Consider the following 23,518-nt stretch of genomic DNA (forward strand, 5'->3'; position numbering starts at 1 on the left):
CTGACAGTATCGTAAATTGTCCACATTTTTAAGGAGTATAAGCGTGTGAAGACTTTATTGATCACCGGCGCAAATCGTGGCGTTGGGCTTGCTTTAACTAAAGTATATTTAAAAGCTGGCTGGCAAGTGTTAGCAACATGTAGAGTGCCAAGTCAAGCTGACGAGTTGCAATCTCTGACATTACGTTATCGCTCATTAACGATTTTTGCGTTAGATGTAACTGATTATACTCAAGTAAACCAATTAGCGACGCAGCTTAATGGGCAGGTGGTTGATGTTTTACTTAATAATGCAGGTTTATACGGGCCAAAAGGGTATAAATTTGGAGAATGCGATGAAACTGCTTGGAGAGCTGTTTTTGAGACCAATGTGATCGCACCAATAAAGTTAGCGGAAGCGTTTATTACCCATATTGAAGCAAGTGAGCTAAAAACGATTGCGGCTATTTCTTCTCGGGTGGGAAGTCAAACAGAAAACACCAAAGGTGGAGGCTATCTCTATCGTAGCTCTAAAGCGGCGCTTAACTCATCGATTAAAAGTTTATCTAATGACTTATTGCCTCAAGGGATAAAAACGGTGTCGTTACATCCTGGGTGGGTGAAAACAACGATGGGAGGCCCTAACGCTTTGATTGATGCTCAAGAATCTGCAGAAGGCTTAAAGCAGGTGATAGATAATTTGCAAGATGCTCAAAGTGGTGGGTTCTACAGTTATAAAGGTGAGGAAATCGCGTGGTAGCGACACCTCGAATGTAAAAAAGGTGCCGAAAAAAGGATTTTACATCGCTAAAGTGGTGTGGTTAAAACTTAACCAGCGTTACTTGCAGGTCAATTGAGTTGTCAAAACCCATCTCATTAAAGTAATGGCTATATGCAATTTGTAAGCTAAAACGTGCACTGAATTTGTACTTTATGAATGGTTTAACATACGCTGAGTTTTCAAATTGATACAGCTCCTGTTCTTGGCATTGTTCACAGCGGAATATTGTACGGGTTAGATCGTTGTATCTATATCCTCCCAATATGCCAATTTGCAGCTGGTTTTGATAAAGAAAAGGATAGAATATTCCACCTTCAGCATAAATGGCTTTACCAAAAATGCTTGATTCTTTGCTCGAAAGCTCACCAGTAAATTCGTTACGAACTGACTCAGAGAAGGGGAGTTTGTCTTCTATATAAATAAAATCTATGCCCACAGCAAAAGACATATACGAGTTGTATTGACCGCTGTAAAAAGCCCCAAGACTTGCACCAAAGTCCTCTAGAAATAAATTCTGCGCCGGCTTATTAGTTTGATTATTCACGTTAAGGTAACTGGTTTTTACACCTATATGGTATTTATAAAAATCTAGGTCGTTGGCGCGTACTTTCGTGTATGTAAGTAACATACTGATTAAAGCAAGGTTAAGTAATACTTTTATTGTGCATCTCATAAATGATCAGTCCTTTACTGAAAGTGACAATCTCGTACTAAATGTACTGCGTGCTTTTCGGTTCTTGTACCGTAAAAAATAATGCTGTTTTGGTATTGATAGTGATACGATTTATCTGTTTCTTTACTATGTGGCGTTGCGCTCCAAACTTGTGTCATAGGCACATTTGGAAACGCAAATGGATTCAAAGCAGGCTCTTCACATTGGTTTTCGATGGTACGTTGTAACTCTTTTAAATTTGGCAGCCGCCAAGGCTTTTGAGCTTGCTCGCTTCTCTCTTGTGCATGTTCGAGGGCTTCTTGCCATGTGTATAAGCTTGCTTCTCCTTCGGTGCAATTTTCACCGTTTTTTCCTGCCACACATGCTTGCCAAATCAATCCTGTAAATGTATCGAGTACACTGCCAGTATTATCCCTTTTAAATCGCGCAATCGGTGCGGTCGCATCAACTATGCGATTACAGCGTTGTTTCGGAGCAACTTCATTTCTTAGCTCACTGTTTATTTCCAAGTCATTCTCTGCAGGGAGCTGACTGACAAAAGCATTGCCTCTGACCAGTCTTATCATTTGTTTATTGGTACTGACCCCTCCCGCAGCAGTACCAAAATTAAAGTTAACCGCCCAAATGCTGTTTGTATCATCGGTGTCTATGGTATCTGTCCAGTAATTTCCTACTTTAGTGTGTGGAAAGGCGGTTAAATCAATCGCGGGTTGAGCCGCGCTATAATCAACTAAATCTTGTAATTCTATTTTAGAAGGCAACCGCCAATCGGTAAAACCGCAGAGTGCTTGCGCATTAATGAGCGTGAGATACTTGTGCGTATCACAGCCGTCTTCAATATTACAGACCCCTAAATTCTCACTAGAATAGTCGAGAAAACGAGGGTTTGCATAACTGTAGGTTTGGTCGGCGGCGTTAGCTAGTCCACTCGATTGTGGTGCTTTTACCTCCCAAATGAGTCCCGTGTGATTGTCTTGAATACATTGCCACGTTTGCGCGTCATTCGGCAGTAGTGCGCCACTATTCGATATTTTAGAGTAATCAAAGCCTGCATTACCAAACCCTGCTTTTTCTAGTGTTCCTCCTAGGGCCTGCTGATCTCGGCCTATCTGGCAATCCTGTATAAAGGGAGCTTGTTGATTACAAGCCGATAAGTTTTCGGTTGGGTAGTCGGCGCTATAGTGTATGCCAGTGTCGTTACCTTTGAGAATAATGTCATCGCAGCTACAGGGACCATTACATAAAGGAATGGTGGGTAGTGTAACCATGATTGGGTCATCAATAGGGTCATCAATAGGATCACTAGGCGACTCATTATCTTGGGAGTCATCAGGGCTATAATTACAGCCAGTGAGCGTAGTAATAAAACAGAGGTAAATAAACTTTTTTCGATGCCTTTTAGTGTACATAGCCGCTGTAGATATTTTCATACTTTCCTTTATTTCAGACGGTAATAGGTGTTTATTATTTTTATATTTGCAATATTTAAATGCGATTATTTATTTTATATTAGACACAGACTTTTATTTGAGCAAAGTTGGGCTTGTTTAAATAAATATTCACATGGATTTTTTTGCAGTTCGCTGTCTTCATTCTATGCTTATGACAAGCTGTCAGTTTTGTATTAAGTGGTAAAACTAGGCGTGGTAGTACCTAAAATAATTTTAAATACAAAATAAAGGAAATGTTTATGGAGTCAGTAGATCCCCTGTTAATTGCATTTTTACCCAAAGATATTCGTTCAATGTTTTTCCCGTATGCGAGTGTTCAATTGGGGGCTTTGCTGCTTAATTTAATACTTGGGTTTGTACTTGCATCAGTGATTGGTTATCACTTTCGTAAATATTCTTCTGCATTTTGTAATAGGCAAGACTTTTCTCGTTTGTTTCCGTTGTTGATGTTAACCGTGATCTTGATTATTACAGTCGTGAAAGCTTCTCTTGCACTTGCGCTAGGACTGGTCGGTGCATTATCGATTGTGCGTTTTAGGACACCCATTAAAGAACCAGAAGAGTTGATTTACTTGTTCTTAAATATAGGCATTGCGGTGGCATTAGGAGCCGGTCAAACATTAGCGGCGATCGTTGCGTGTTCAGTCACATTGGTATTGGTCACATTGGTTAAAAAGCGCCATGCCAAATCGTTTGAAGAGCATGGCTTATTTTTATCTTTGAGTTACGTAAAAACAGATGAAAATACTCAATCAGATATTTCTTTAAACTCATTAAAATCGACGCTTGAGCGACATTCAGTTCGAATGGAAATGCGGCGATATGACACCGATGATGTGCGTTTTGATGCGACATTCTTTATTTCAATTAAAGGGGCTCAAGACGTTGACCAGCTTGTGAATGAACTTAAGTCACACTATTCAGGCATTAATATTTCGTTGTTAGAGCAGCATAACATAACAGGTGTGTAGCCATGCGTTTAGATTCGATACAAGCGCAGACATCAAAAGCTGAAAAGTTGGCTTTGATAGGGGCCATATGCATTATCGCTATGTTATTACTGCCCTCTGTCAATATGGTAAAAACGTTACTGATCCAAAGTGGTTTTGTGTCTTTGCATCAAAGTGGGCAAGCCAAAGCAGCCCAGTTAGCCAGTGATATTATAGAAGCACCGGTAAATTGGGCCTTAGCTGAAACCGATATTCCAGTGATTAAACTGGATATAAAATATCAAGATTGGCTGTTGTTAGAGCAAGACCGCAATACGGCTTTAAAAAAGGGGCAAATTCAAGATCAAAGAGCACAAGTGTCTGGTAATGTATTTTTTGAAAATCAGAAATTTAAAGCCAGTGTTAGGTTACAAGGAGATATGCTTGATCATGTTGCATCACACAACCGCTGGTCGCTAAGAGTAGAATTGAAGCAAAAGCAGGCTTTATTTTCAGCAAGACGCTTTTCTTTGTTGAGCTCTAACGTGAGAATTCACCAAGGCCCCATGTTATTTGCGCAAACAATGCGCCTCGCTGGGTTTGATATTATTTCGCCGACATACAAGCCTGTGCGGGTTATTTTAAATGGTCAAGATTGGGGCCTAATGATGTTTGAGCAAGCCTTTAGTCAAGATATGCTTGCAACAAACAACCGCACTGAAGGCATGATTGTTAGGTTAGACTTATATCAACAAACCGCTTCTGAAACTCAGCAATTACAGCGAGTATTAAAACCAAGGGTAATACAGCGCAATACGATATTAAAAAATGAAAGCCTAAGTAAGCAACGACAAATTGCATTAGCCTTAGTGAACGATTTTATAGACGATAAACGTATCGCGAGCGATGTATTTGACGCACAAAGACTAGGGCAATATTTAGCTACCGCGGATGTTTGGGGAGCATGGCATGCACTCACATGGAATAATTGGCGTTGGTACTACAATCCACATACAGCTAAGTTGGAACCTATTCAAAGTGATGTTGCGGTTACTCCAGCTGAACACCATTGGCTTATGCAGCCACCTTCACAAAGCTTTTTGATCAGTAAGAAAATGCTTGAAGATCCGATTGTGAAACGGGCATATGATGCTGCCATGTCAAAATTAGCAGCGCAATTTAATAGTGGCACGCTGCTGAGTAAACTAGATGAGTATCAAGCTGATTTTATGCAGCAGTTACATATGAGCGCGCCATTAGTAAATGCATTTGATCTTGACCTATTAAAAACTCAAGTACAGTGTATTGTGCAAGGCTACTTAGACACACCGTGCCAGAATATTAGGCCCATGGACCCTCAATTGCATCGGCACATGAGCAGTATGGTGGCTCAACAGAGTTGGGATCTTGTCAGTGAGCTAAAGCACACTGAACAGGCATCAGAATTTACAATACGCAATCCAGGTTCTCAGCCCCTTGAAATAAAAGGACTTACGGGAGTTAATTCATTTGAATTACAGTTTCCGTTAGAGGATATTAATGCCCAAATGCCATTCAAACTTGCACAAAACGCTGAAATTTCTCTTGTGCTGCCCAAAGAGTTAACGCAGGTGAAGGTAACAGCTGGTGTGACTGGGCAAAAGAAAGCACAATTTACCTTTATCAAGGATGTTCAACCATTAAGTTTTATTCCACGCCCTAACCCAGCTGCCGATGTTCAACGTTACCCCTTTATTGAAGTAAGTGAAAATACTTGGAAAATACGCAGCGGAAAATGGGAAATAGGAGATTACATTGTCACGCCTGCTGATATAAACCTGATAATTGATGCGGGCACACACTTGCGGTTTACTCAAGGTGCGGGAATGATGGTCTTTGGTAAAGTAACATTCCAAGGGAGCGAGCAGGCACCAATTGTGATCACACGTTCAGAGGGGGTGCCATATTGGGCTGGGATCACCGTATTTAATCACACTAACCAAACTAAATCTTTTGTAAAGCATGTGCAACTGAGTCATGCGAGTAGCCCCAAATTGGGTCTATGGCAGCCAAGGGGATCGGCTTACTTTATTGGTGGGAAGGTCAATATTGAAGGGTTAAGTATTAGCGATAATTACTCTGAAGATGCATTAAATATTATAAATAGCGATGTAAATATCACTCAGTTATCTATTCGAAATGCGCTTTCTGATGCATTTGATTGTGATTTCTGCACTGGAGAAGTCGCTGATTCAAGGTTTAATGATGTTGGCGCCCGCTCTGGTGGAGATGGAATTGATGTGAGTGGATCAAAGCTAAAGATCAGTCGAACACAATTTACCAATATACGTGATAAGGCAATTTCTGCTGGTGAACGTAGTCATTTATCGGTATACGATAGTCAGTTTAAGAAAATTAATTTTGCTCTGGTTGCCAAAGACGACTCTCGTATTGACGGGAGTCGCTTAGCCGTTGAGGAAGTAAATCATTATGCCCTAATGAGTTACAGTAAAAAGCCATATTTTGGACCTGGAAGCATGTCAGTCTCAGAATTTACGTGTTCGGATACTGGGTGTGGCCAAAAGGTCGTAACACAAATAGGCAGTGACTTATTAGTCAATGGAAAGCAAATAACACCACAGCCTTTGAGCGTAAAGGGATTGTATCAAACAGTAATGAAATCGGATAAGCCAAAATGACGCAGCCTAGTAGACGTTTTGAGGTAAAAATACCTATTCCGTTAAATCGCTTACACACTGTACAAGCATGGTTAAATACTCATTCGCTGGGTTTTGAAAAGCGCTACCCAGATAGATTCGTTAATAGTTTATATTTGGATGATGCACATTTAGAGCGCTACGAAGAGAACTTAAGTGGTATTAGTTTTCGTAAGAAGGTACGTATTCGTTGGTATGATGATTTAGCAGATGTTAATAATGCGAAGCTTGAATTTAAGCACCGAGAAGCAGGAAAAGGGTTCAAGGTCACTTTTGGATTAGATTTTGATTTCAGCAAGAATAGAACGCAGTGGCCAAGTATTTTACGTGATGCCTATCGTTCATTACCCCACCGAGGTCAGATATTATGGGGCAATGAACAAATGCCGGTGTTGATTTGTCGGTATCAAAGGCAATATTTTGAGTCTACATGTCGGCGAATAAGAGCCACATTTGATCAAGATATGCATGTGTATGATCAACGTTATCACGCTAAACTAAACCTGCATAAACAGGTTTCTCTTGGCGCATATGTGCTGCTTGAACTTAAAACTGATGAGCAATATGAACCTGATTTAGCTGCATTAATCGCGACATGCCCACTGAGACCTTCTCGACATTCAAAGTACGTCAATGGCATTCGAATGCTGACGTGGTATTAATATCAATAAGCTTCTACGACCTGATGATAGAGCTTTATGCTAACCAGTGAACGCTGGGAAGTCCAAAAGTCCGCTATTTTCTGTGTCAAGTGACACTGCCATCAGTGCTGGGCTACCTAAAATGGGAGAAAAAACACACAGCGATAAAGCCTAGACGATATTTTCTTATTAAATAACCAAACATCAATTATGAGGTAAAGCGATAAAGGTAAGCGTATTCAGTTAAAAGTTGAGAGAATATTACAATATCTGTATTGATCGTGATTGATTTAATATTTGGGGTTTGTATCGGGGCGACTTGAAGTTGTTTTATGGTTTGTATGCTTTGCTTACCATCAGTGGTGTACGTTGCATAGTCGTTTGTCTGGTTTGTTAGCTGAGTAAATGCTTGGTACACATTACTCACAGTGGGTGCAAGAGGGGAGTCGAGTGTGCTTAAAGTGATCCTCGTATTATTAAGTTGTTCGTTCCAATGTTGTAGCTCATAAAGCGTTGTTTTTATCATCGGCTTCATCATTGGTATTACGATACGGCTATCAAACAACGTGAGGTTTTCTGTTGTTGTAACATATAAAGTTTCAAGCCTTGTGGTGCTTGAAATTGAAAAATCTGATAGTTGCTTTTTTAGCAAAGCAGCAACGGCACTTTCGAGCTCCCTGGTTTGGCGCTTTGTACTTTTAATAAAGTTCAGTATTTTAATACTGCTATATTTTCTTTTTTCTATGTTGCTAGTGAGCTTCTTAATTTTGTCGTGGTGATTGATTAAGTTACTGTAGGTTTCATTAAGTGTTAGAGTGTTCCATTGAGATGCATGAATTGCCAATATGGTTTCAAGGGGATTCAACGTGAGATATTCATTATAACGATGGATTTCAGTTATTAAGGATAGTAGTTCTGTGTGGTCTTTTAGGTTTTTTAGCTGTGTATTGACTTGTTTGTAGTTATACTGTTTTTTGATTTCATGTAAAATAATATACGCGTCGATAAGCTCGTTTTTTGATAACAAAGTTTGGGCTTGCTGCAGCTTAGATAGGTTTTTTTTAACTTGGCTAAACGCTTCATTCCAGTTTTTTGGTGCATGACCTGCTAATATTTTAAGTGCGTCGTATTGCGCTATTAAATCGTGTTTTTGTATGGCATCTTCTAGCCTTACTTCTTGTTGCTGAATATGACTAGGCTGACAAGCGCTTAAAATTAAGAAAAAAGCAAATGTAATTAGTATTTTTTTTGTCATTATGAGTTCCTTTAATACATACTTTAAATTAGCAAAGAAAGCGCAGTAGAAGCAAGTCTGTATAGTGAAGAAGTAAGTCTACTTTATAAATAAGTTTATGATATTGTAAAGATTTTACTTGCTGCTAGTGATGCTTTAAACTAGCCTAGTAATTGTATCCTAATGACTAAGTGTGAGTTATTATAAATCATGCTTAAGATATTATATTTGATCACACAAGCACGGAGCGGCAGAATGTGAATAGTAAAGCAGTCATAAAACAATGGACTTATCAATTCCCTATTCTTAACTCAATTATTATATATAGTTTATTTGGTGGACTGTCGATCTATTTGTCTACGCGTACTCCAGGCCTTGATATTTGGTATGCGAGTATGGCGTTCGGGTTATTGTTATCGCAACACAGCTATCTTCATTGGAGTAAGTATTGCGTTGCTATTTTGGGTGCTAATATACTGCTTTATTTGAATGTTGCCCCACTATCATTGCACTTAGTGACATCCTCTGTTGTGCATGTGTTTGAGGCTATAATCATCGCTGTTTTAATGAAACAGGCGACATCAAAAAAATCAAATCACCAGAGTATATTTGCTTTTACTGTTGTGTTATTTAATGTGTTGTTATTACCTGCTTTGCTTGGTGCAATTGTTAAAGCCGTTCTCGGTCTTAATTTTACTACCCAGGCTTTACTCACTGTACTTACTGGAACATTTTTAAGCAGTATCGTTGGGGCTATCTCCGTTTTTCCGATAGGTTATTATTTGTATACGAGTAAACAATCTGATTGGGTTAAACACGACGTAAGCATTACCGGTGTTATAGCGCTTATAGCATTTACAGCAGTGGTTAATATTTTTGCATTGATATATATGCCTTACCCGTATGCTTACACCTCACTGGCACTGGTTTTATCTACCTTATTTATGCCCTTTTCAGGCGTTGCATTGAATATATTAATCAATAGCATTGTGAGTGTGTTGTTTGTATCTTTTGGCATCGTCACTCTCATGCCAGGGAAACAGTCAGAGCTGCTTTTTTTATTACCTATGTTGTTCACTTATTTAACACCTATCTTGCTTGCAATTACAATAAACAAATATAAATTAGCCCATAACAAATTTACTTCTGCGAATGACACCATTCAGCGTATGTACGATTATACGCCGGTTGCAATGCTATCTATTGATAATAAAGGCATAATTAACGCTGTCAGCGAGCAGTGGTTAAGTTTGTTAGGATACCCAAGAGAGGCTGTAGTGGGTCGCAGAGCCATTGACTTTCTTACACCTGCTTCGCGAGATTATGCGACTAATTATGTTTTGCCTGAATTTTTTAAATTAGGAAAGGTCGAGCGGATCCGCTATCAAATGCATCATTATGATGGCCATATTATTGACGTAGAGTTAACCAGTGTGATGGAGCCAGAATCTTTGCGCCGAGGGAAATACTTTAACTCTTTAGCGGTCATTAAAGATGTTACAACAGAGATCACATTAACCAAAAGGTTGGCGCAAGAACGGGAGCTATTAGAAACAACACTTATGTCAATTGGTGATGGGGTTGTGGCGACTGATGTGAATGGGTTGACGCGCTTTGTGAACCCCATCGCAGAAAGTTTACTTGGGGTTCGCGCGAGTGAAGCGTTAAATAAACCCGCAGAGCATTATATTCATCTGATTGATAGACACGACTCTACACGCCTTCCTTGCCCTATTAGGCAAGTACTCGATAGCAGAGAAATGTATACCTTTGAACAAGACGCCATATTGGTTAGCAAGTCAGGTGTGCAGTACAGCATTCAAGATAAAACAACACCTATTGTGACTTCTAAAGGAGAACTTCAAGGTGTCGTTATGGTATTTCAAGATGTTACTGAGTTGGTTGCCAGTAATGATCGCATGGCCTATCTAGCTCAGCATGATGCGCTGACAGGGCTACCAAATAGAACATTAGCGCTAGATCGCCTGTATCAAGCTTGTAGCAAGCACGCTAGGGTACCGCAAAAATTTGCTGTTGCATTTGTTGATGTGGACAATTTCAAACACATAAATGATTCGTTTGGACATGATTGTGGTGATGTTGTGTTACAAACTTTGGGTAAAAAGCTCAATACTATTTTAAGATCCAGCGATACGGCTGCGAGGCTTGGGGGAGATGAGTTCCTATTATTATTACATGATGTAACAGATAGACAGGCAATTTCTCAAATTTATGAGAAGTTAAACAAAGCGGTTAGTGCGCCTATCATTGTAAATAAACAGAGTGTGTCGGTATCTATTAGTATTGGGGTATGTGTGTTTCCTGATGATGGTATTGAGCCCGATGTGCTACTTAAACGTGCCGATGAAGCAATGTATCAGGCTAAATCTCATGGCCGAAATCGTTTAAGTTTTTATAGTCAAACGACAATAAAAAATGCCTTAGAGCATGTGCAATTGACCGAGTTATTAAGTGAAAATAACTTATATAGTCAAGATATGTTCGCTATCACGCCTTTGATTAGAGCTGTTGATCATAATATTCAGGGTGTGGTTATTGAATATGACTGTTCTAGAGTCATGCCAGAATTTAAAGGCGTTGATGTTTTCGCCTTAGCTCGACAACAGGCGGTTTTTGCGCAAATTAGCAAGCAGTGGTTTGAAGGGGTAACTCATATTTTATCCAGATTACCAATTCACGGTGTGAGGGATATCGTTGTTCGTATCCATGATGAGCAGGTACTCAGTGATGAATTTTATCATGGGGTAAAATTGAGTATAGAAGAGCTAAACATACACCCAAGTAAACTGGTATTGAGCTTTCAAGAGTCTGTATTATGTCATGGTAGCAAACCAGTTGTTGATGCCATAAGCCGACTGAAAGCACTTGGCCTTCGCTTGGATGTGAGTGAATTCGGAGTACATAGTATCTCGTTAGATTTTTTAAATGTGTTACCGTTAGATTCAGTGACTATTGGGCGAGGGTTAACATCGCAAATGGAGGCTGAGCAGCACAATGAGACTTTGACTTATTCATTGGTTAAGCTAGCGAAAAGCTTAAAGTTAACCTGCTGTGCTATGACAGTATCCACGTCATACCAAGCCACTTTATTAGAGGCGATGGGCTGTGATCATTTACTTGGAGATTACTTTTATAAAACAATGGATATTGAACAGCTTAATGTACTTGTAGACACACCACAAAATGTAATGTTAGTTAGCTCAAATCAGTAGGTAGGCCAGTTAGTTCTTGAATGAGCATAAATAAACGACAGTGAGAAGTGGGTTTTGCAAAGTAATACCCTTGTATGCGTTCGATATCGAGTTCTGAACATATGGCAACTTGTTGGGCCGACTCAACACCTTCCGCTACAACGGCAATTCTCAGCTGGTGTAGCATACTGCTGAGTCCTTTTAGAATATGGTAATACCTTGGGAGTACGTGCACTTTGTCTAACAGTGATTTATCGAGTTTGACAATATCTATGGGGAAGGTGAGTAGGTGTGAAATTGATGAGTAGCCTGTGCCAAAGTCATCTAGGGCAATTAGGCAATTTAATGTTTTAATGGCATTTACGCTATCACGCACCAAATCGTCTGAACCGAGTAACGCTGTTTCAGTTAGCTCAAAAACAATATTCTCTCCTTTTGCCTGATACTTTTCTAATGCTTTTTGTATAAAAGTGGGTAGAGTTGGATCTCTCAATTGCAGTGGCGATAAGTTGATGGCCATCTTAATCGTATAACCTAGTTTGTTACTAATGACTGTTTGCTGGTAAATGGCGGTATCAATGATCCAGCGTCCTAAACTGTCTATTAGGCGTGACTCTTCGGCAATATTCATAAACTCTTGTGGATTAGTGTTTAGTTTGGCAGTAGGCCAGCGAATGAGTGCTTCACACGATACAACGTGGCGGCTTTGCGTATCAACGATAGGCTGATAATACATTTCTAGTTCTTGATGTTCACAAGCATGGCGCAAATCTACCTCAATACGGTATTTACGTTGAAAATCTTTCTCCATGTTGTCTTCAAATAAGCAGGCTTTATTTTTACCCAATTGTTTTGCTCGGTACATGGCAATATCTGCGTACCGCATTAAATCTTCAACAGTTTGTCCATTTAATGGATGAAGTGCAATACCAATACTGCCAGTGACGTGAATACAACGTTCTTCAATAATAACTGGTTGATTGACAAGAGTCAGGATCCTTTGTGCATGGCGCTCTATGTATAAAGGAGAATTGAAAGAAGTGAGTATAAAGGCGAATTCATCCCCGCCTATACGTGCAACGAGATCATTTTGCTGAAGCACGCTTTTAAATCGCAGTGCAATCTCTTGTAATAAGACGTTACCAATATCGTGGCCAAAGCTGTCATTAATATTTTTGAAATTATCTAAATCGAGCTGTAAAACTGCTAAATTTGCCTTATATGTTCTATTCGCAATGATTGCGCGCTGCAGTGCTTCACCAAAATAATAGCGGTTATATAACCCAGTTAAATGATCATTCTCTGCCAACTCTTTCACTTTCTGATAACTTTCAATGAGCTTACTTTCTAATTCAAAGCGTTTTTGAGCTTGCATTAATGCGCGCTTTAATTGACCCGCGTTAATTTCTGATTTGAGTAAGAAGTCTTGTGCTCCAGCATCAATACTTTTGAGAATAATAGACTCTGAGTGCTCATTACTGATCATGACTACCGCCATTTTATTTATCCAAGAGCGGCGTTTTAATTCTAATAGCATTTCAATGCCATTCATTTTAGGCATCATATAGTCAAGTAATATAACGTCAAAGCTATCGTGTTCGATGAGGTAAAGTGCTTGTTCAGCGGTATTCACGACGGTGAGAGATTCACTATTGTTTGTTGAGTTGAGTGAGCGCTGAATAGACTTGCTGTCTACAATGTCATCGTCGATTAAAAGTATATTCATAATACGGCTAACCTTTAGGTAATTGTAGAATGCGCCAATACCCATCTAAGACATCAACCACATCCAAAAACTGATCGCTCACGCGGTCTTTAAGAAAGTAGCCAGCAACATGCTTCTTATAGCTCTTAACAATGTCTTGTTCATTATCGGAGGTGGTTAGTACAAATATTACTATGTCATTTAGCATGTCATCATTACGGATAGTATTTAAAAACTCTAGGCCACTCATACGCGGCATTTGTAAATCGAGTAATACAATAAATGGTTTGGCTATGGTCTCTTCCCGAATTAGTTCTAACGCATGCACTCCATCAATTGCTCGTGTGATCTTGTTTAATATTTTGCGCTTTTTAAAGCTTCTCACAATACTCATGAAATCAATATCATCATCTTCGACGAGCAATACATTCAAGTCATGGTTCATTATTTAATCCTTTTGAATGGAGGCTGTTGAGCTGGTACCGATGGCCAAGTCACTAAAAATGAGGTGCCATTAGGTTGGTCAATTAATGTAATGTCCCCTGCGTAATGGTTTGCAATTTTTTTACAAATCGCCAACCCAATCCCAGATCCTTCTTGCTGATCTCTTGGTTTTAGCGTTTGAAACATTTCAAAAACTTTTGAGCTGTACTGAGGGTCTATACCAGGCCCATCATCGGTGACTTTGATAAAGTAAAAGCCTTTTTGCTCTTCTATTGTTACGTCAATGTTCCCGTGGTCAAGGTGGTGATGCTTGATGGCATTTGCTAATAAATTGCGTAACACGATAGCGATTGCATCTTTTTGTAATGACACGGTTAATTCACAACACGATAGGTTAAATTCTTTGTCTATACATATCATGTCAAATTGTTCGAGTACGAGGTCTTTGAAAGAAAACTCTTCTTTTTCATGCGGGGTTTGGTTTACGCGAGAGTAAGTGAGCATGTCATTGAGCAACTGTGTCATCCGGTTAATACGGCTTTTGATCAGTTCAAAGTTTTCAATTGCACCCGCTGGTAACTCATCTCGATAATCTTCATCAATCCATGATACGAGTTTTGAGATAGCCGTTAAGGGGGCTTTGAGGTCGTGTGAGGCCATATAAGCAAACTGATCAAGGTCATCATTAGACTTTCTCAGTTTTTCAATTAACTCTTCTCGTTCGGTAACATCTGTCGCTATGCCGAGTATATAGGTACGTCCATCAATGGCTTCAAAGCGCTTTTTACGGGTGAGTAGCGTTCTTATTCTGTGATCAGGAAATGTGATTGTTTCTACAGTTTCACTATATCCTTGATCGAATGCGATTTTGTCCATCGCCAAAAATAGCTCAGCTTCGTCTGGTTGATAGTCTTCTACGGTGGTGAAACCAATGACTTTATGTCTGACATTGACGGGGTACATTGACAGAAAAGCTGAGTTGGCTTTTACGATTTTAAAATTTTCATCTTTGACGAATGCATAATCGGGCATGTTTTCAAAAAGTAAATCATTAAACTCAGCTTGATCGTAAGCCGATATATTAAACTCAGCGATGCCTGATTGCTTTTTTTTATCCATATCTCAATTCCTTAGAGCACTATGAGCATAAAGCGTTTGAATAGTATTTACACCACTTAGGTATAGTCTGTTTTTACTAAAATTGAAAACAAAGAAGCGATAATCTCAGGTTATTTAGTAACTGCATTGTTTGCAGTTAATTCTTTTTGAGCTTGAGTATCTTTTGTTTTTCAAAAGGGGGAGCACAGGTCGTAAGGTATAGTGATAAAGGTAAATCATGGCGAGAAGGCCTCGCCATCTTTAAGTTAACTTTTTATTGGCACTTTATCGTAGCATAAAGTTGATAACACTGATTCTTACTGCCAGTGCTCTTGTACGTCCAGCTTTTACCATACCAGTCGTAATTAGCATATGAAGACTCATCTTCACCGCATTTTATTGTACTGCCTGAAATTTCTTGATTATGGCCACGTTCTTCACAGAACTGATTACCATTGGTAGAGCCCACAAAAAAAGACTGTAGACGACCATTAACCCATACTTTTGGACCATAGTATGTGGTTGAACTTGCAGAAAAAACACCATCTTTGTCGAATAGCTCAACTTCAGCTTTGTCGAAGCTAACAGTATCTACTGCTGAGTTTAGAGTAATGATGTCTGATTGTGCTGCAACGCTTGCAGTTGAAAGTACAGCGAGTAGGCTAAGTGCTAATGTTTTCATATTCATGTCCTTTTAATGTTATTAGAGTTCCCATTCATTAGAACGTGAATATGTGTACCTTTTAGTTACAATTTATTTAATTTAAATTAATGTTGAGTCTGTACAGTATGGTTATAGTTTGTCGAGTACAGTCGCATATTGATAATAGGCAAGTTGCCCTAAACGCCTAAACTTTGGCAATGGAACATATGGTAGAGGGGTATTATAAAGAGGTAAATTAGGGATCTTTTGCCCTGCAATCTGTTGGGCGAGGCGAAAGGCTGCTTGCGCGCTAAAGCTTACTCCCGCGCCACAATACCCTAGTATATATCCAATGTTGTTATCAAAATTGACATGTGGCATATCGTCTAACGTTGCCGCGATATAGCCATTCCAATAATGATCATGTGGTATTCCATCTAAGCATGGAAAGCAATCGGTTAGTCCCTTTTTAAGACCGTTTAAGAACTTTGGGTGTTGCTGTTGGGATGCGAACACCGCGCCTCGTCCACCAAATAATAGTCGTTTGTCAGGGAGCAAACGATAGTAATACTTTAAGGTGCGTGTATCCATGGTGATTTGGTGGGTCTTGAGTCCAGTTAAACCCAATTCGAGTTGGGTTAAAGGTCGAGTGACCATAATACTACTCAATATTGGAATGTAACGATTGTTAATGAGCGGGTGGAGCATTTTGTTATTGTAGGCATTTCCGGCAAAGACAATATTGTTCGCACGAATGGACACAGACGTATCGTTAATGATCAACTCGTGGCCACTATCTGTAGAGTGTAAGGCGCGCACTAAGCTATTTTCAAATAATGTCACGCCTGTTTGAAGCATAATATGACGATAACCCAATAACAGTTTTAATGGATTTACGCCAAACCCATCAGGCAGTCGCATTGCACCATGAGCTTGAGCATGGTTCATGAATTGTACTTTTAACTGCGGTGCAGATAAGAATGTCGCATTATCACCAAACCGAGTCAAAAATTCGGTTTGCTCTTTGAGGCGCGTCAGTGCACCTGGAGTATGGGCGACTTTTAAATAGCCATTTTCTTGGCGTTCACATGCAATCGAGTGTTCAGTAATTAAATTACTTACGCGCTCGACAGCATCACTGAACTCAGAATACACGCCTTTGGCGGCCGACATTCCCCATTTTTTAACCATCGTTGGATAGCTAAGTCGACCTGCACCTTTCAAAACAAAACCAGCATTGCGTGCGCTTGCCCCAAAGCCGACCTGATTTGCCTCTAAAACGCAGCAATGAATATTATAATGAGATGCGAGATAATATGCGGTGAGTAACCCGCTAAAGCCGCCGCCAATTATTGCGACTTCAAAGGTTTGTGATGAGGTCGGAGGAGATTTTGGGCTGGGTAAAGGGGATGTACTTGCCCAGTAACTAGGCGCATAAGGTTGAGCTTGGCAATGGGGATGGGTAAGTGGATCGTAGTGTTTTCTCATCCGTAAGCGCCTAAAACATAAGCGCCATTTCTGCGGCTTGGCATTGGCATTTATTGCCGCATAGAGTACAAATGTAACCGTCATTAATACAGTTTTCTAACCATCGTTCATCATGTATTTTAATTAATTCACCGCCAGCTTTGGTAAAGTATTTAACGGCGCCGTTGCCCGGGCTTTGTTTCCATAAGTGTGCGACACCAGCTAAGGCCCCTTGTTGTCGTAATGCGTTGATCGATGCTTGCAATAGCTTAGGGCCTATGCCTTGACCTTGTGCACTAGGTTCAATAGCAATACATTTAAAATAGGCCATTTGGGAGGGAAGAACGGGCCACTGTGAAGGCGTACACCATTTATCAATAGGCCATTGTTGTGCGGCATAACTTGTTCTAAAACCAAGTAAGTTGTTTTCGTCATCCAGGGCTACAAAGCAGGCGTTAATATTGTGTTTTGTGCCTTTCTTACACATTTTCTCTAACAGTGCTGCGTCTAAATAATTTTCACCATGAACCAAATTGGCTAATGTGACCACGCGATCATAATGTTCACGTTCTAATGGGGTAATCGTCATAAATGGATCTCCATAGACATTATATTTTAACCATACCGATAATTTGATAATAAATCTTTAATATTTTTGTGATATTAAGGTTAATTTTACCTTTTTTTATTTTACTAAATTAATCAATGCATTAGAAAGGAATTTCATGTTGTATGGGCTTTAACATTAGCATTTTTTAAGTAGCTCAATCATTTTGGCTTATTGACAGCGATGTCATTGTGTTAATAATGTAAATTGCTTGTGCTTTTCTCGAATCAGGTACAAGCCAATACAACATGACACAAAGGAAATAAAAATGCATAAATTAATCTTAACGGCGGTTGCTGTAAATATTGCGCTGGCCACCAGTGCCTCTGCAATGATCATTCAACCCGACCCTCAAAATCCGACCGGATACATCGTATCAGGGACTGAGTTAACCGCAGCTGAAAACAGACTAACGCTCGATCCAATGTACGACGTATGGGCGAAAGCGCTAGAGACAAGAGACAATGCGATTGTAGAGGCCATTGTCCCTAACGCAGCGGCAAATCCTGTGAACGTAAAGCGTGTAGAGCGGGTTTTTCCTCAAGCACAGTGGGATTTTTTAACCGGTATGGCCGCACCCGAATATACCTATACGCGTTTTTTAAGAGCCATAGGTAAATTCCCCGCATTTTGTGGTGATTATACTGATGGCCGCAATGCTGATGAAATTTGTGAAAAATCAATTGTCACTGCGTTTGCGCATTTTGCGCAAGAAACTGGCGGTCATATTGCAAAAGATAATATTTCAGATAATCCTCAGCAACTAGAGGAATGGCAGCAAGCACTGGTTCATGTAAGAGAAATGGGCTGGTCTGAAGGTCAACCAGGTTACACAACAGGGTGTGGTCAAAACGATTGGCAGAATCGCCGATGGCCATGCGCTGCTGGCCAAGGTTATTTTGGCCGAGGTGCAAAGCAATTGTCGTATCACTTTAACTATGGTGCATTTTCGGAAGTGATGTTCAATGGTGATGCAACTGTGTTATTGAATAACCCAGGCCTTGTTGCTGATTCATGGTTGAACTTAGCATCGGCTATTTGGTTCTTCTTAACGCCACAGGCGCCAAAACCAGCTATGTTGCATGTTATTGATAGAACGTGGGTACCGTCACAAAGAGAAACTGCAGCTGGGATTGGTTATGGTTTTGGTACAACCATCAATGTTATTAATGGCGGCATAGAGTGCGGTGAACAGAATAAGAATAAAGGGCAGCCAGTAAATCGTATCCGTTACTGGGAAGGGTTATCAAGCTACTACAATATCCCAATTGAAGCCGATGAAGAAAACACATGCTGGCAACAAACGCCTTATGGTGGTTTGAACTTAGACGGTGCAACTGACGTGTTATTTACCAACTGGGACGGAAATTGGAAATATCATGCTGATAGACCTGGTGGTTTTTCTTTTGAGTGTGAATTGGTTGGCTATCAAACCGCATATTCAGCGCTCGAAGCGGGTGATTATGAAAAATGTGTCACTAACTTTTATGGTTCACACCTGAGCTGGCCTGAAGTGCGCGTAGTACCACATATTGATCCGCCTGTGGATGTTCCTCCTGTCGGTGGCGTGGCTGCTTGGAATAGTACCAAAGTTTATTTAAAAGGTGATCAGGTAAGTTATAACAAGGCCATTTATGAAGCGAAGTGGTGGACGCAAGGTAATGCACCAAAGCAAGGTTCAGGCCCGTGGAAGTTTATTAAAGCTTTGCCATAATTAGCGAATAATTTGAATTATAAAATAAGCCGATAGGGCAATATCGGCTTATTATTAAAACTGATAAATAGGATCAGTTTATTAAGGTTTGCACGGTACTATTTCCTTCATCATCAGTGAATTTCAATACAAAATCGTCTTTTCCATCTGCATTGATATCAACCAATAGAATGTCGTTGCTATTTTTTGGTAAGCGATGTTTTATTTTGGTACGCTTTTTACTCAGTAATGTGTTTTCCTGACCATGGTAAATACTTAAGGTTTTACGAGAGTTGCGAAGTACAATGTCATGTTTACCATCGCCATTTACATCCCCCATAAAAAAAGACATAACTCTGTCATTGCCGTTCATATTGATCTCCATTTCGACTTCTCTTTCAAGGGTGGGCTTGGCTGGGTAATATTCATTGCTTTGCTTATAAAATCCGACGTCAATATCAATGTCTGTACTTCCACCACTTAAAGCCATAGCGGCGATCGTGGCAAATCCAAAGTCGGCTTCAAACCTCTGTAATTCCATTTTTCCGTCGCCATCAAAGTCATAATCGAATCTGAGCTGACCGGTACCATTGGTGGCTGGTAAAAATGATTTTTCTAGGTGGAATTGACCCATCGCCTTGCCTGGATAAAGTGCATAACTGGTCTCTACTTTTATGGCATCCATACCCTTTGTGCGAGGCGCTTGGCGTGTTATTAAATCAACAAACCCATCGTTGTTGATGTCTTTTAGTGCATAGATGCGCCGCTTACCACCATCTTCAAGCTGCCCTAATTTAACGGGCAAGTTCAATGGTGTAAGTTCTGCATCATAGCCTTCTTTGCGAGCATAAAGTACTTGGGCTTGGTAACGGGTATGAAACAATAAATCCAACATACCATCTTGGTTCAGGTCAATGACTTGAGGTTTTGGATTGAGTTCAATTTCAACTTCTAGTTGACTGCCTTTAAAGTAACCTGAAAGGTCTGATTGCTTAGCGAAAGTGTGCGGTGTAAATTGCCCCGTCTTAGATTGAACATAGAGCGTTGCATCGCTGATCCCTGGCAGCATAATATCACTCAGTCCATCGTTATTTGCATCTAACACAAATTCGATTTTATTAAAGTTTCTCATTTTTAAATGCGTAAAAAGCGACGATGTTGAAATTAAAGGTGTGTGGTGTTCTTTATGGCTGCTGAACACCCCTTTAGGGGTTAATACCCATGCCTGTGGTGTTGAATAATTAGCAGATGTCGCATAATCAAATCCAATGGCATCTTTAGGCATCGATAGCTCATAGCTGGTCTGATGTTTTACGTCGACGACAGCCAGCTTCTTTAATTCATTATCAAATGCATAAAAAATCTCTGACTGAGTGCTAACTAACGGCTTTGGCGTCTTTATTGCGATGGGTTGAGAAGCAAGCGATGTAAAGCTTGATAGTACCAATGCTGTAGTAAATAGAAATTGTGTCATGATCCTCACCAGTAAAACCATTGTTATTATTATTGCGTAAGTATTGGTTAAAAAATAATGACGAACAATTCAATTCTTGTAAGAAACTGTTACAAGCACGAAAAAATGACGTTTAACAACGCTCGCTGTCAATCCTAAAAAAAGTTACAATTACCGTTGTTTGTTATTTTAATTAAGGGTTTTCTGTGCACGTTGAACGTCAATCTGTAGAAGCGATTGTTACTACTTTAATGCAAGTCTTTTCACAGCAACAATACGCAGATAAAGTGATAGAGCATACGCTTGCAGAGTATCCATATTGGGACTTAAAGCGCAAAGAGCGTTACGTTACAGGTGTTTACAATGTGCTGCGATTTCATCGCAAATTAGAGACGGCTTTGGGCAATATGCGTAGTCGTGATGCACAGACATATGCATGGCAACTTTGGGGCGCTATGACGTTACTGCTTGGTGAAGAGCCTATGCCAAGTTGGTCTGAGTTTGAAGGTTTATCACTGGAAGCGTTAAATAGTAATTTATCAATGGCCAGTGATGCACAAAAGCTGTCTTATCCCGATTGGTTATGGGAGAGAGGGTTCAATGAACTCGCTGATAAGTGGCCTAATGTGGCACATGCGCTTAATCAGCCTGCAAAAACTTACTTACGAACGAATACGTTAAAAACTGACGTTGCAACATTACAAAAATCCTTAAAAAGATTAAATATTGAAACACAGAAAATTGCAGATAGTGAAGGTCTTGAGGTAACACAATATGGCCCTCTATTTAAAAGCGATGCATTTCAAAATGGCTGGTTTGAAATGCAAGATGCAGGTTCGCAAAAAGTGGCCACATTATTAGATGTAAAACCCGGACAACGTGTTGTTGATGCATGCGCGGGTGCTGGTGGAAAAAGCCTTCATATCGCTGCGCTAATGCAAAATAAGGGTTATGTGTTGTCGATGGATATCCACCAACATAAGCTAGATACATTGAAAAAGCGCGCTAAACGAGCGGGTATTCATACCTTAGAAACCCGTATGATTAAAAATAGCAAAACAGTTAAGCGCTTAAAAGACAAATTTGATCGTGTTTTATTGGATGTGCCTTGCTCTGGTACTGGTGTTTTAAGGCGTAACCCAGATGCTAAATGGCATTTAAATAATGAGAGTATTGATAATCTGGTTGTGTTGCAGGCCGAAATATTACAGCGCTACAGCCAGATGTGTAAACCTGGTGGCCGCTTAGTATATGCAACTTGCTCCGTGTTACCGAGTGAGAATGAACAGCAGGTAAAACAGTTTTTGGCTGAAAATGAACACTTTAAACTGCTAGAAGCGCACAGTTTATTACCGGGTTATACCTCTGACTATGACGGATTTTACATTGCGGTACTTGAGCGTTTACCCGTTTAACTGAACAGTGCTTTCTCGTGGTTAATAACCATTCACTATCGTAGTAGAGCCTACATTATAATAAGCTGCTATTTATAATAGCGGCTTTTTATCTCTTTTTTGACTGAGGGTGGGTTAATATCCACAGTGCAGACTCAACTCACTCAACTCACTCAACTCCCTCAACTCCCTCAACTTTCTCAATTACAGAGCACAGTAGATCCCGGCTCATACGCATCGGCGCATTCAATAGCAGCTCATGAGTAATATTAACTGCTTATGAAGTATGCTTTCAGTCGTTAAGTGTCATCAAATATATCAGTTGCAAGTATTTATTTGTGTGTGTTTTGATAGTTACTTCCAGTTATGGCGTGAACTAAGTTAGTACCCATGACAAAGTGGGTACCACGTGATTTTTGGAGTTTTCCATGAAAAGTATTCTTGGCTTATTATTGTTGGCAGCAATTTGGGGGGGATCATTTTTATTTATACGCATATTGGTGACAGATCTCGGACCAATTTTATTGATGGAGTTACGCGTTTTGCTCGGAGCGCTATTTCTGTGTGTTGTTGGGGGTCTCTTAAAACAGCAGCCGCAGCTGTGGTATTACAAAAAACATTATTTGACTTTGGGCTGCTTTAATTCAGCATTGCCTTTTTTATTATTCGCTTATGCAGCTCAAACATTAAATGCATCATTGTTAGCTATTTTAAATTCAACAGCCCCATTTTGGGGGGTACTGATCGGTGCCATTTACTTTAAAGACAAAATGGGTAAGGTAAGAATACTAGGGTGCTTATTGGGTTTGTTAGGTGTGATCACACTTGTCTGGGCTGATATCGATGTGTCAACGGGGTATTCGGCTGGTGCCATATGTGCCACACTTGGTGCGACGTTGAGTTATGCGATTGCTTCACATTACACCAAATTAGCGCCTGACTGTGGTACTTTAAACAATGCTCAAGGCAGTCTATGGGGCTCAGTGATACTCATTTTTCCGTTGCTGTTATTATATCCATATGATGTAACCTTCAACGCAGATACCTTATGGTCAGTACTATTACTCGGTGTCGTGTGTACTGGTGCGGCTTATATTTTGTATTTTAAATTGATAGCGACAATGGGCGCACAATCAGCGTTATCGGTGACATTCTTGATCCCATTATTTGGTATGTTATGGGGATATTTAGTGCTTGAAGAAACGTTGACTTACTATACGGCTGTTGGAGGTCTATTAATATTGCTGGGTGTTGGGTTTGTGACAGGCGTGTTCAGTAGAATGTGGCACAGTATGGTCGTAAAATGTGTAAGTACATAAAACGATAAAAGGGCCTTACGGCCCTTTGGTGAAGTATCGTTCAAGTTAGTGTGATAGCCTTAACCCCTTAAGGCTATCAACCAATTGTTTTGCAACTGTG

18 protein-coding genes are annotated in these 23,518 nt (G+C 40.0%); 8 read left to right on the top strand and 10 right to left on the bottom strand.

Annotated features, from left to right (window positions below):
* Positions 1-45 precede the first annotated feature (45 nt).
* Complete coding sequence (locus tag BGP78_RS16815; RefSeq protein ID WP_119862462.1) at positions 46-738, top strand: SDR family oxidoreductase; 693 nt, start codon at positions 46-48, stop codon at positions 736-738.
* A gap of 61 nt (positions 739-799) precedes the next feature.
* Here BGP78_RS16815 and BGP78_RS16820 read toward each other — a convergent pair whose 3' ends face one another.
* Positions 800-1,432 (bottom strand): hypothetical protein, encoded by a 633-nt coding sequence (locus BGP78_RS16820; protein ID WP_119862463.1) that lies wholly within the window; start codon positions 1,430-1,432, stop codon positions 800-802.
* Positions 1,433-1,446: 14 nt separating this feature from the next.
* The gene (locus BGP78_RS16825; protein ID WP_119862464.1) at positions 1,447-2,862 is read right to left on the bottom strand and encodes a DUF1566 domain-containing protein; all 1,416 of its coding nucleotides are present in this window, start codon (positions 2,860-2,862) and stop codon (positions 1,447-1,449) included.
* A gap of 260 nt (positions 2,863-3,122) precedes the next feature.
* On the opposite strand from BGP78_RS16825, the gene BGP78_RS16830 reads away from it, so the two are divergent.
* The 3 genes from BGP78_RS16830 to BGP78_RS16840 are packed head-to-tail and all read left to right on the top strand — an operon-like array spanning position 3,123 to position 7,170.
* Positions 3,123-3,854, top strand: coding sequence for a DUF4956 domain-containing protein (locus BGP78_RS16830; protein ID WP_119862465.1), 732 nt, complete (start codon positions 3,123-3,125; stop codon positions 3,852-3,854).
* A gap of 2 nt (positions 3,855-3,856) precedes the next feature.
* Positions 3,857-6,490, top strand: coding sequence for a CotH kinase family protein (locus BGP78_RS16835; protein ID WP_119862466.1), 2,634 nt, complete (start codon positions 3,857-3,859; stop codon positions 6,488-6,490).
* A complete protein-coding gene (locus tag BGP78_RS16840) occupies positions 6,487-7,170 on the top strand; it encodes a polyphosphate polymerase domain-containing protein (RefSeq protein ID WP_119862467.1) in 684 nt (227 codons plus the stop codon). The genes BGP78_RS16835 and BGP78_RS16840 overlap by 4 nt, the downstream gene beginning before the upstream one ends.
* Positions 7,171-7,357: 187 nt before the next feature.
* Here BGP78_RS16840 and BGP78_RS16845 read toward each other — a convergent pair whose 3' ends face one another.
* Positions 7,358-8,404 (bottom strand): hypothetical protein, encoded by a 1,047-nt coding sequence (locus tag BGP78_RS16845; RefSeq protein ID WP_119862468.1) that lies wholly within the window; start codon positions 8,402-8,404, stop codon positions 7,358-7,360.
* A 236-nt stretch (positions 8,405-8,640) separates the two neighbouring features.
* Between BGP78_RS16845 and BGP78_RS16850 the strand changes: the two genes are divergently transcribed.
* On the top strand, positions 8,641-11,616 hold the full coding sequence (locus BGP78_RS16850) for a diguanylate cyclase domain-containing protein (RefSeq protein WP_119862469.1): 2,976 nt from the start codon (positions 8,641-8,643) through the stop codon (positions 11,614-11,616).
* Here BGP78_RS16850 and BGP78_RS16855 read toward each other — a convergent pair.
* The 6 genes from BGP78_RS16855 to BGP78_RS16880 all read right to left on the bottom strand — a co-directional run bounded on the left by BGP78_RS16855 (position 11,600) and on the right by BGP78_RS16880 (position 17,541).
* Entirely contained in the window at positions 11,600-13,321 is a 1,722-nt protein-coding gene (locus tag BGP78_RS16855; protein ID WP_119862470.1) for a bifunctional diguanylate cyclase/phosphodiesterase, read from the bottom strand. The two genes, BGP78_RS16850 and BGP78_RS16855, sit on opposite strands and share 17 nt — an antisense overlap.
* 7 nt (positions 13,322-13,328) lie before the next feature.
* Entirely contained in the window at positions 13,329-13,745 is a 417-nt protein-coding gene (locus BGP78_RS16860) for a response regulator (protein ID WP_119862471.1), read from the bottom strand.
* Positions 13,745-14,863, bottom strand: a complete 1,119-nt coding sequence (locus BGP78_RS16865) for an ATP-binding protein (RefSeq protein ID WP_119862472.1) — start codon at positions 14,861-14,863, stop codon at positions 13,745-13,747. The genes BGP78_RS16860 and BGP78_RS16865 overlap by 1 nt, the downstream gene beginning before the upstream one ends.
* A gap of 253 nt (positions 14,864-15,116) precedes the next feature.
* The gene (locus BGP78_RS16870; protein ID WP_119862473.1) at positions 15,117-15,524 is read right to left on the bottom strand and encodes a hypothetical protein; all 408 of its coding nucleotides are present in this window, start codon (positions 15,522-15,524) and stop codon (positions 15,117-15,119) included.
* Positions 15,525-15,635: 111 nt separating this feature from the next.
* Entirely contained in the window at positions 15,636-16,973 is a 1,338-nt protein-coding gene (locus BGP78_RS16875) for an FAD-binding oxidoreductase (protein WP_119862474.1), read from the bottom strand.
* 10 nt (positions 16,974-16,983) lie between these two features.
* Positions 16,984-17,541 carry a GNAT family N-acetyltransferase gene (locus BGP78_RS16880; RefSeq protein WP_119862475.1) on the bottom strand — a complete coding sequence of 186 codons (558 nt, stop codon included), beginning with the start codon at positions 17,539-17,541 and terminating at the stop codon, positions 16,984-16,986.
* Positions 17,542-17,827: 286 nt separating this feature from the next.
* Between BGP78_RS16880 and BGP78_RS16885 the strand changes: the two genes are divergently transcribed.
* Complete coding sequence (locus BGP78_RS16885) at positions 17,828-19,273, top strand: chitinase (RefSeq protein WP_119862476.1); 1,446 nt, start codon at positions 17,828-17,830, stop codon at positions 19,271-19,273.
* 73 nt (positions 19,274-19,346) lie between these two features.
* Here BGP78_RS16885 and BGP78_RS16890 read toward each other — a convergent pair whose 3' ends face one another.
* Positions 19,347-20,726, bottom strand: a complete 1,380-nt coding sequence (locus tag BGP78_RS16890) for a VCBS repeat-containing protein (protein ID WP_182912308.1) — start codon at positions 20,724-20,726, stop codon at positions 19,347-19,349.
* A 185-nt stretch (positions 20,727-20,911) separates the two neighbouring features.
* On the opposite strand from BGP78_RS16890, the gene BGP78_RS16895 reads away from it, so the two are divergent.
* Together BGP78_RS16895 and BGP78_RS16900 are read left to right on the top strand one after the other, a co-directional pair.
* Positions 20,912-22,120, top strand: a complete 1,209-nt coding sequence (locus BGP78_RS16895; protein ID WP_119862478.1) for an RsmB/NOP family class I SAM-dependent RNA methyltransferase — start codon at positions 20,912-20,914, stop codon at positions 22,118-22,120.
* 407 nt (positions 22,121-22,527) lie between these two features.
* On the top strand, positions 22,528-23,418 hold the full coding sequence (locus tag BGP78_RS16900) for a DMT family transporter (protein ID WP_119862479.1): 891 nt from the start codon (positions 22,528-22,530) through the stop codon (positions 23,416-23,418).
* The last annotated feature ends 100 nt before the right edge of the window (positions 23,419-23,518 follow it).

The organism is Pseudoalteromonas sp. MSK9-3 (genome assembly GCF_003590335.1).
In the GTDB taxonomy this organism is placed as follows: Bacteria; Pseudomonadota; Gammaproteobacteria; order Enterobacterales; family Alteromonadaceae; genus Pseudoalteromonas.

What these genes read in the sequence shown, in the direction of transcription:
- BGP78_RS16820 (WP_119862463.1), bottom strand. Translation starts at nt 1,432, where the DNA reads ATGAGATGCACAATAAAAGTATTACTTAACCTTGCTTTAATCAGTATG.
- BGP78_RS16825 (WP_119862464.1), bottom strand. Translation starts at nt 2,862, where the DNA reads ATGAAAATATCTACAGCGGCTATGTACACTAAAAGGCATCGAAAAAAG.
- BGP78_RS16830 (WP_119862465.1), top strand. Translation starts at nt 3,123, where the DNA reads ATGGAGTCAGTAGATCCCCTGTTAATTGCATTTTTACCCAAAGATATT.
- BGP78_RS16835 (WP_119862466.1), top strand. Translation starts at nt 3,857, where the DNA reads ATGCGTTTAGATTCGATACAAGCGCAGACATCAAAAGCTGAAAAGTTG.
- BGP78_RS16840 (WP_119862467.1), top strand. Translation starts at nt 6,487, where the DNA reads ATGACGCAGCCTAGTAGACGTTTTGAGGTAAAAATACCTATTCCGTTA.
- BGP78_RS16845 (WP_119862468.1), bottom strand. Translation starts at nt 8,404, where the DNA reads ATGACAAAAAAAATACTAATTACATTTGCTTTTTTCTTAATTTTAAGC.
- BGP78_RS16855 (WP_119862470.1), bottom strand. Translation starts at nt 13,321, where the DNA reads ATGAATATACTTTTAATCGACGATGACATTGTAGACAGCAAGTCTATT.
- BGP78_RS16860 (WP_119862471.1), bottom strand. Translation starts at nt 13,745, where the DNA reads ATGAACCATGACTTGAATGTATTGCTCGTCGAAGATGATGATATTGAT.
- BGP78_RS16865 (WP_119862472.1), bottom strand. Translation starts at nt 14,863, where the DNA reads ATGGATAAAAAAAAGCAATCAGGCATCGCTGAGTTTAATATATCGGCT.
- BGP78_RS16870 (WP_119862473.1), bottom strand. Translation starts at nt 15,524, where the DNA reads ATGAAAACATTAGCACTTAGCCTACTCGCTGTACTTTCAACTGCAAGC.
- BGP78_RS16875 (WP_119862474.1), bottom strand. Translation starts at nt 16,973, where the DNA reads ATGAGAAAACACTACGATCCACTTACCCATCCCCATTGCCAAGCTCAA.
- BGP78_RS16880 (WP_119862475.1), bottom strand. Translation starts at nt 17,541, where the DNA reads ATGACGATTACCCCATTAGAACGTGAACATTATGATCGCGTGGTCACA.
- BGP78_RS16885 (WP_119862476.1), top strand. Translation starts at nt 17,828, where the DNA reads ATGCATAAATTAATCTTAACGGCGGTTGCTGTAAATATTGCGCTGGCC.
- BGP78_RS16890 (WP_182912308.1), bottom strand. Translation starts at nt 20,726, where the DNA reads ATGACACAATTTCTATTTACTACAGCATTGGTACTATCAAGCTTTACA.
- BGP78_RS16900 (WP_119862479.1), top strand. Translation starts at nt 22,528, where the DNA reads ATGAAAAGTATTCTTGGCTTATTATTGTTGGCAGCAATTTGGGGGGGA.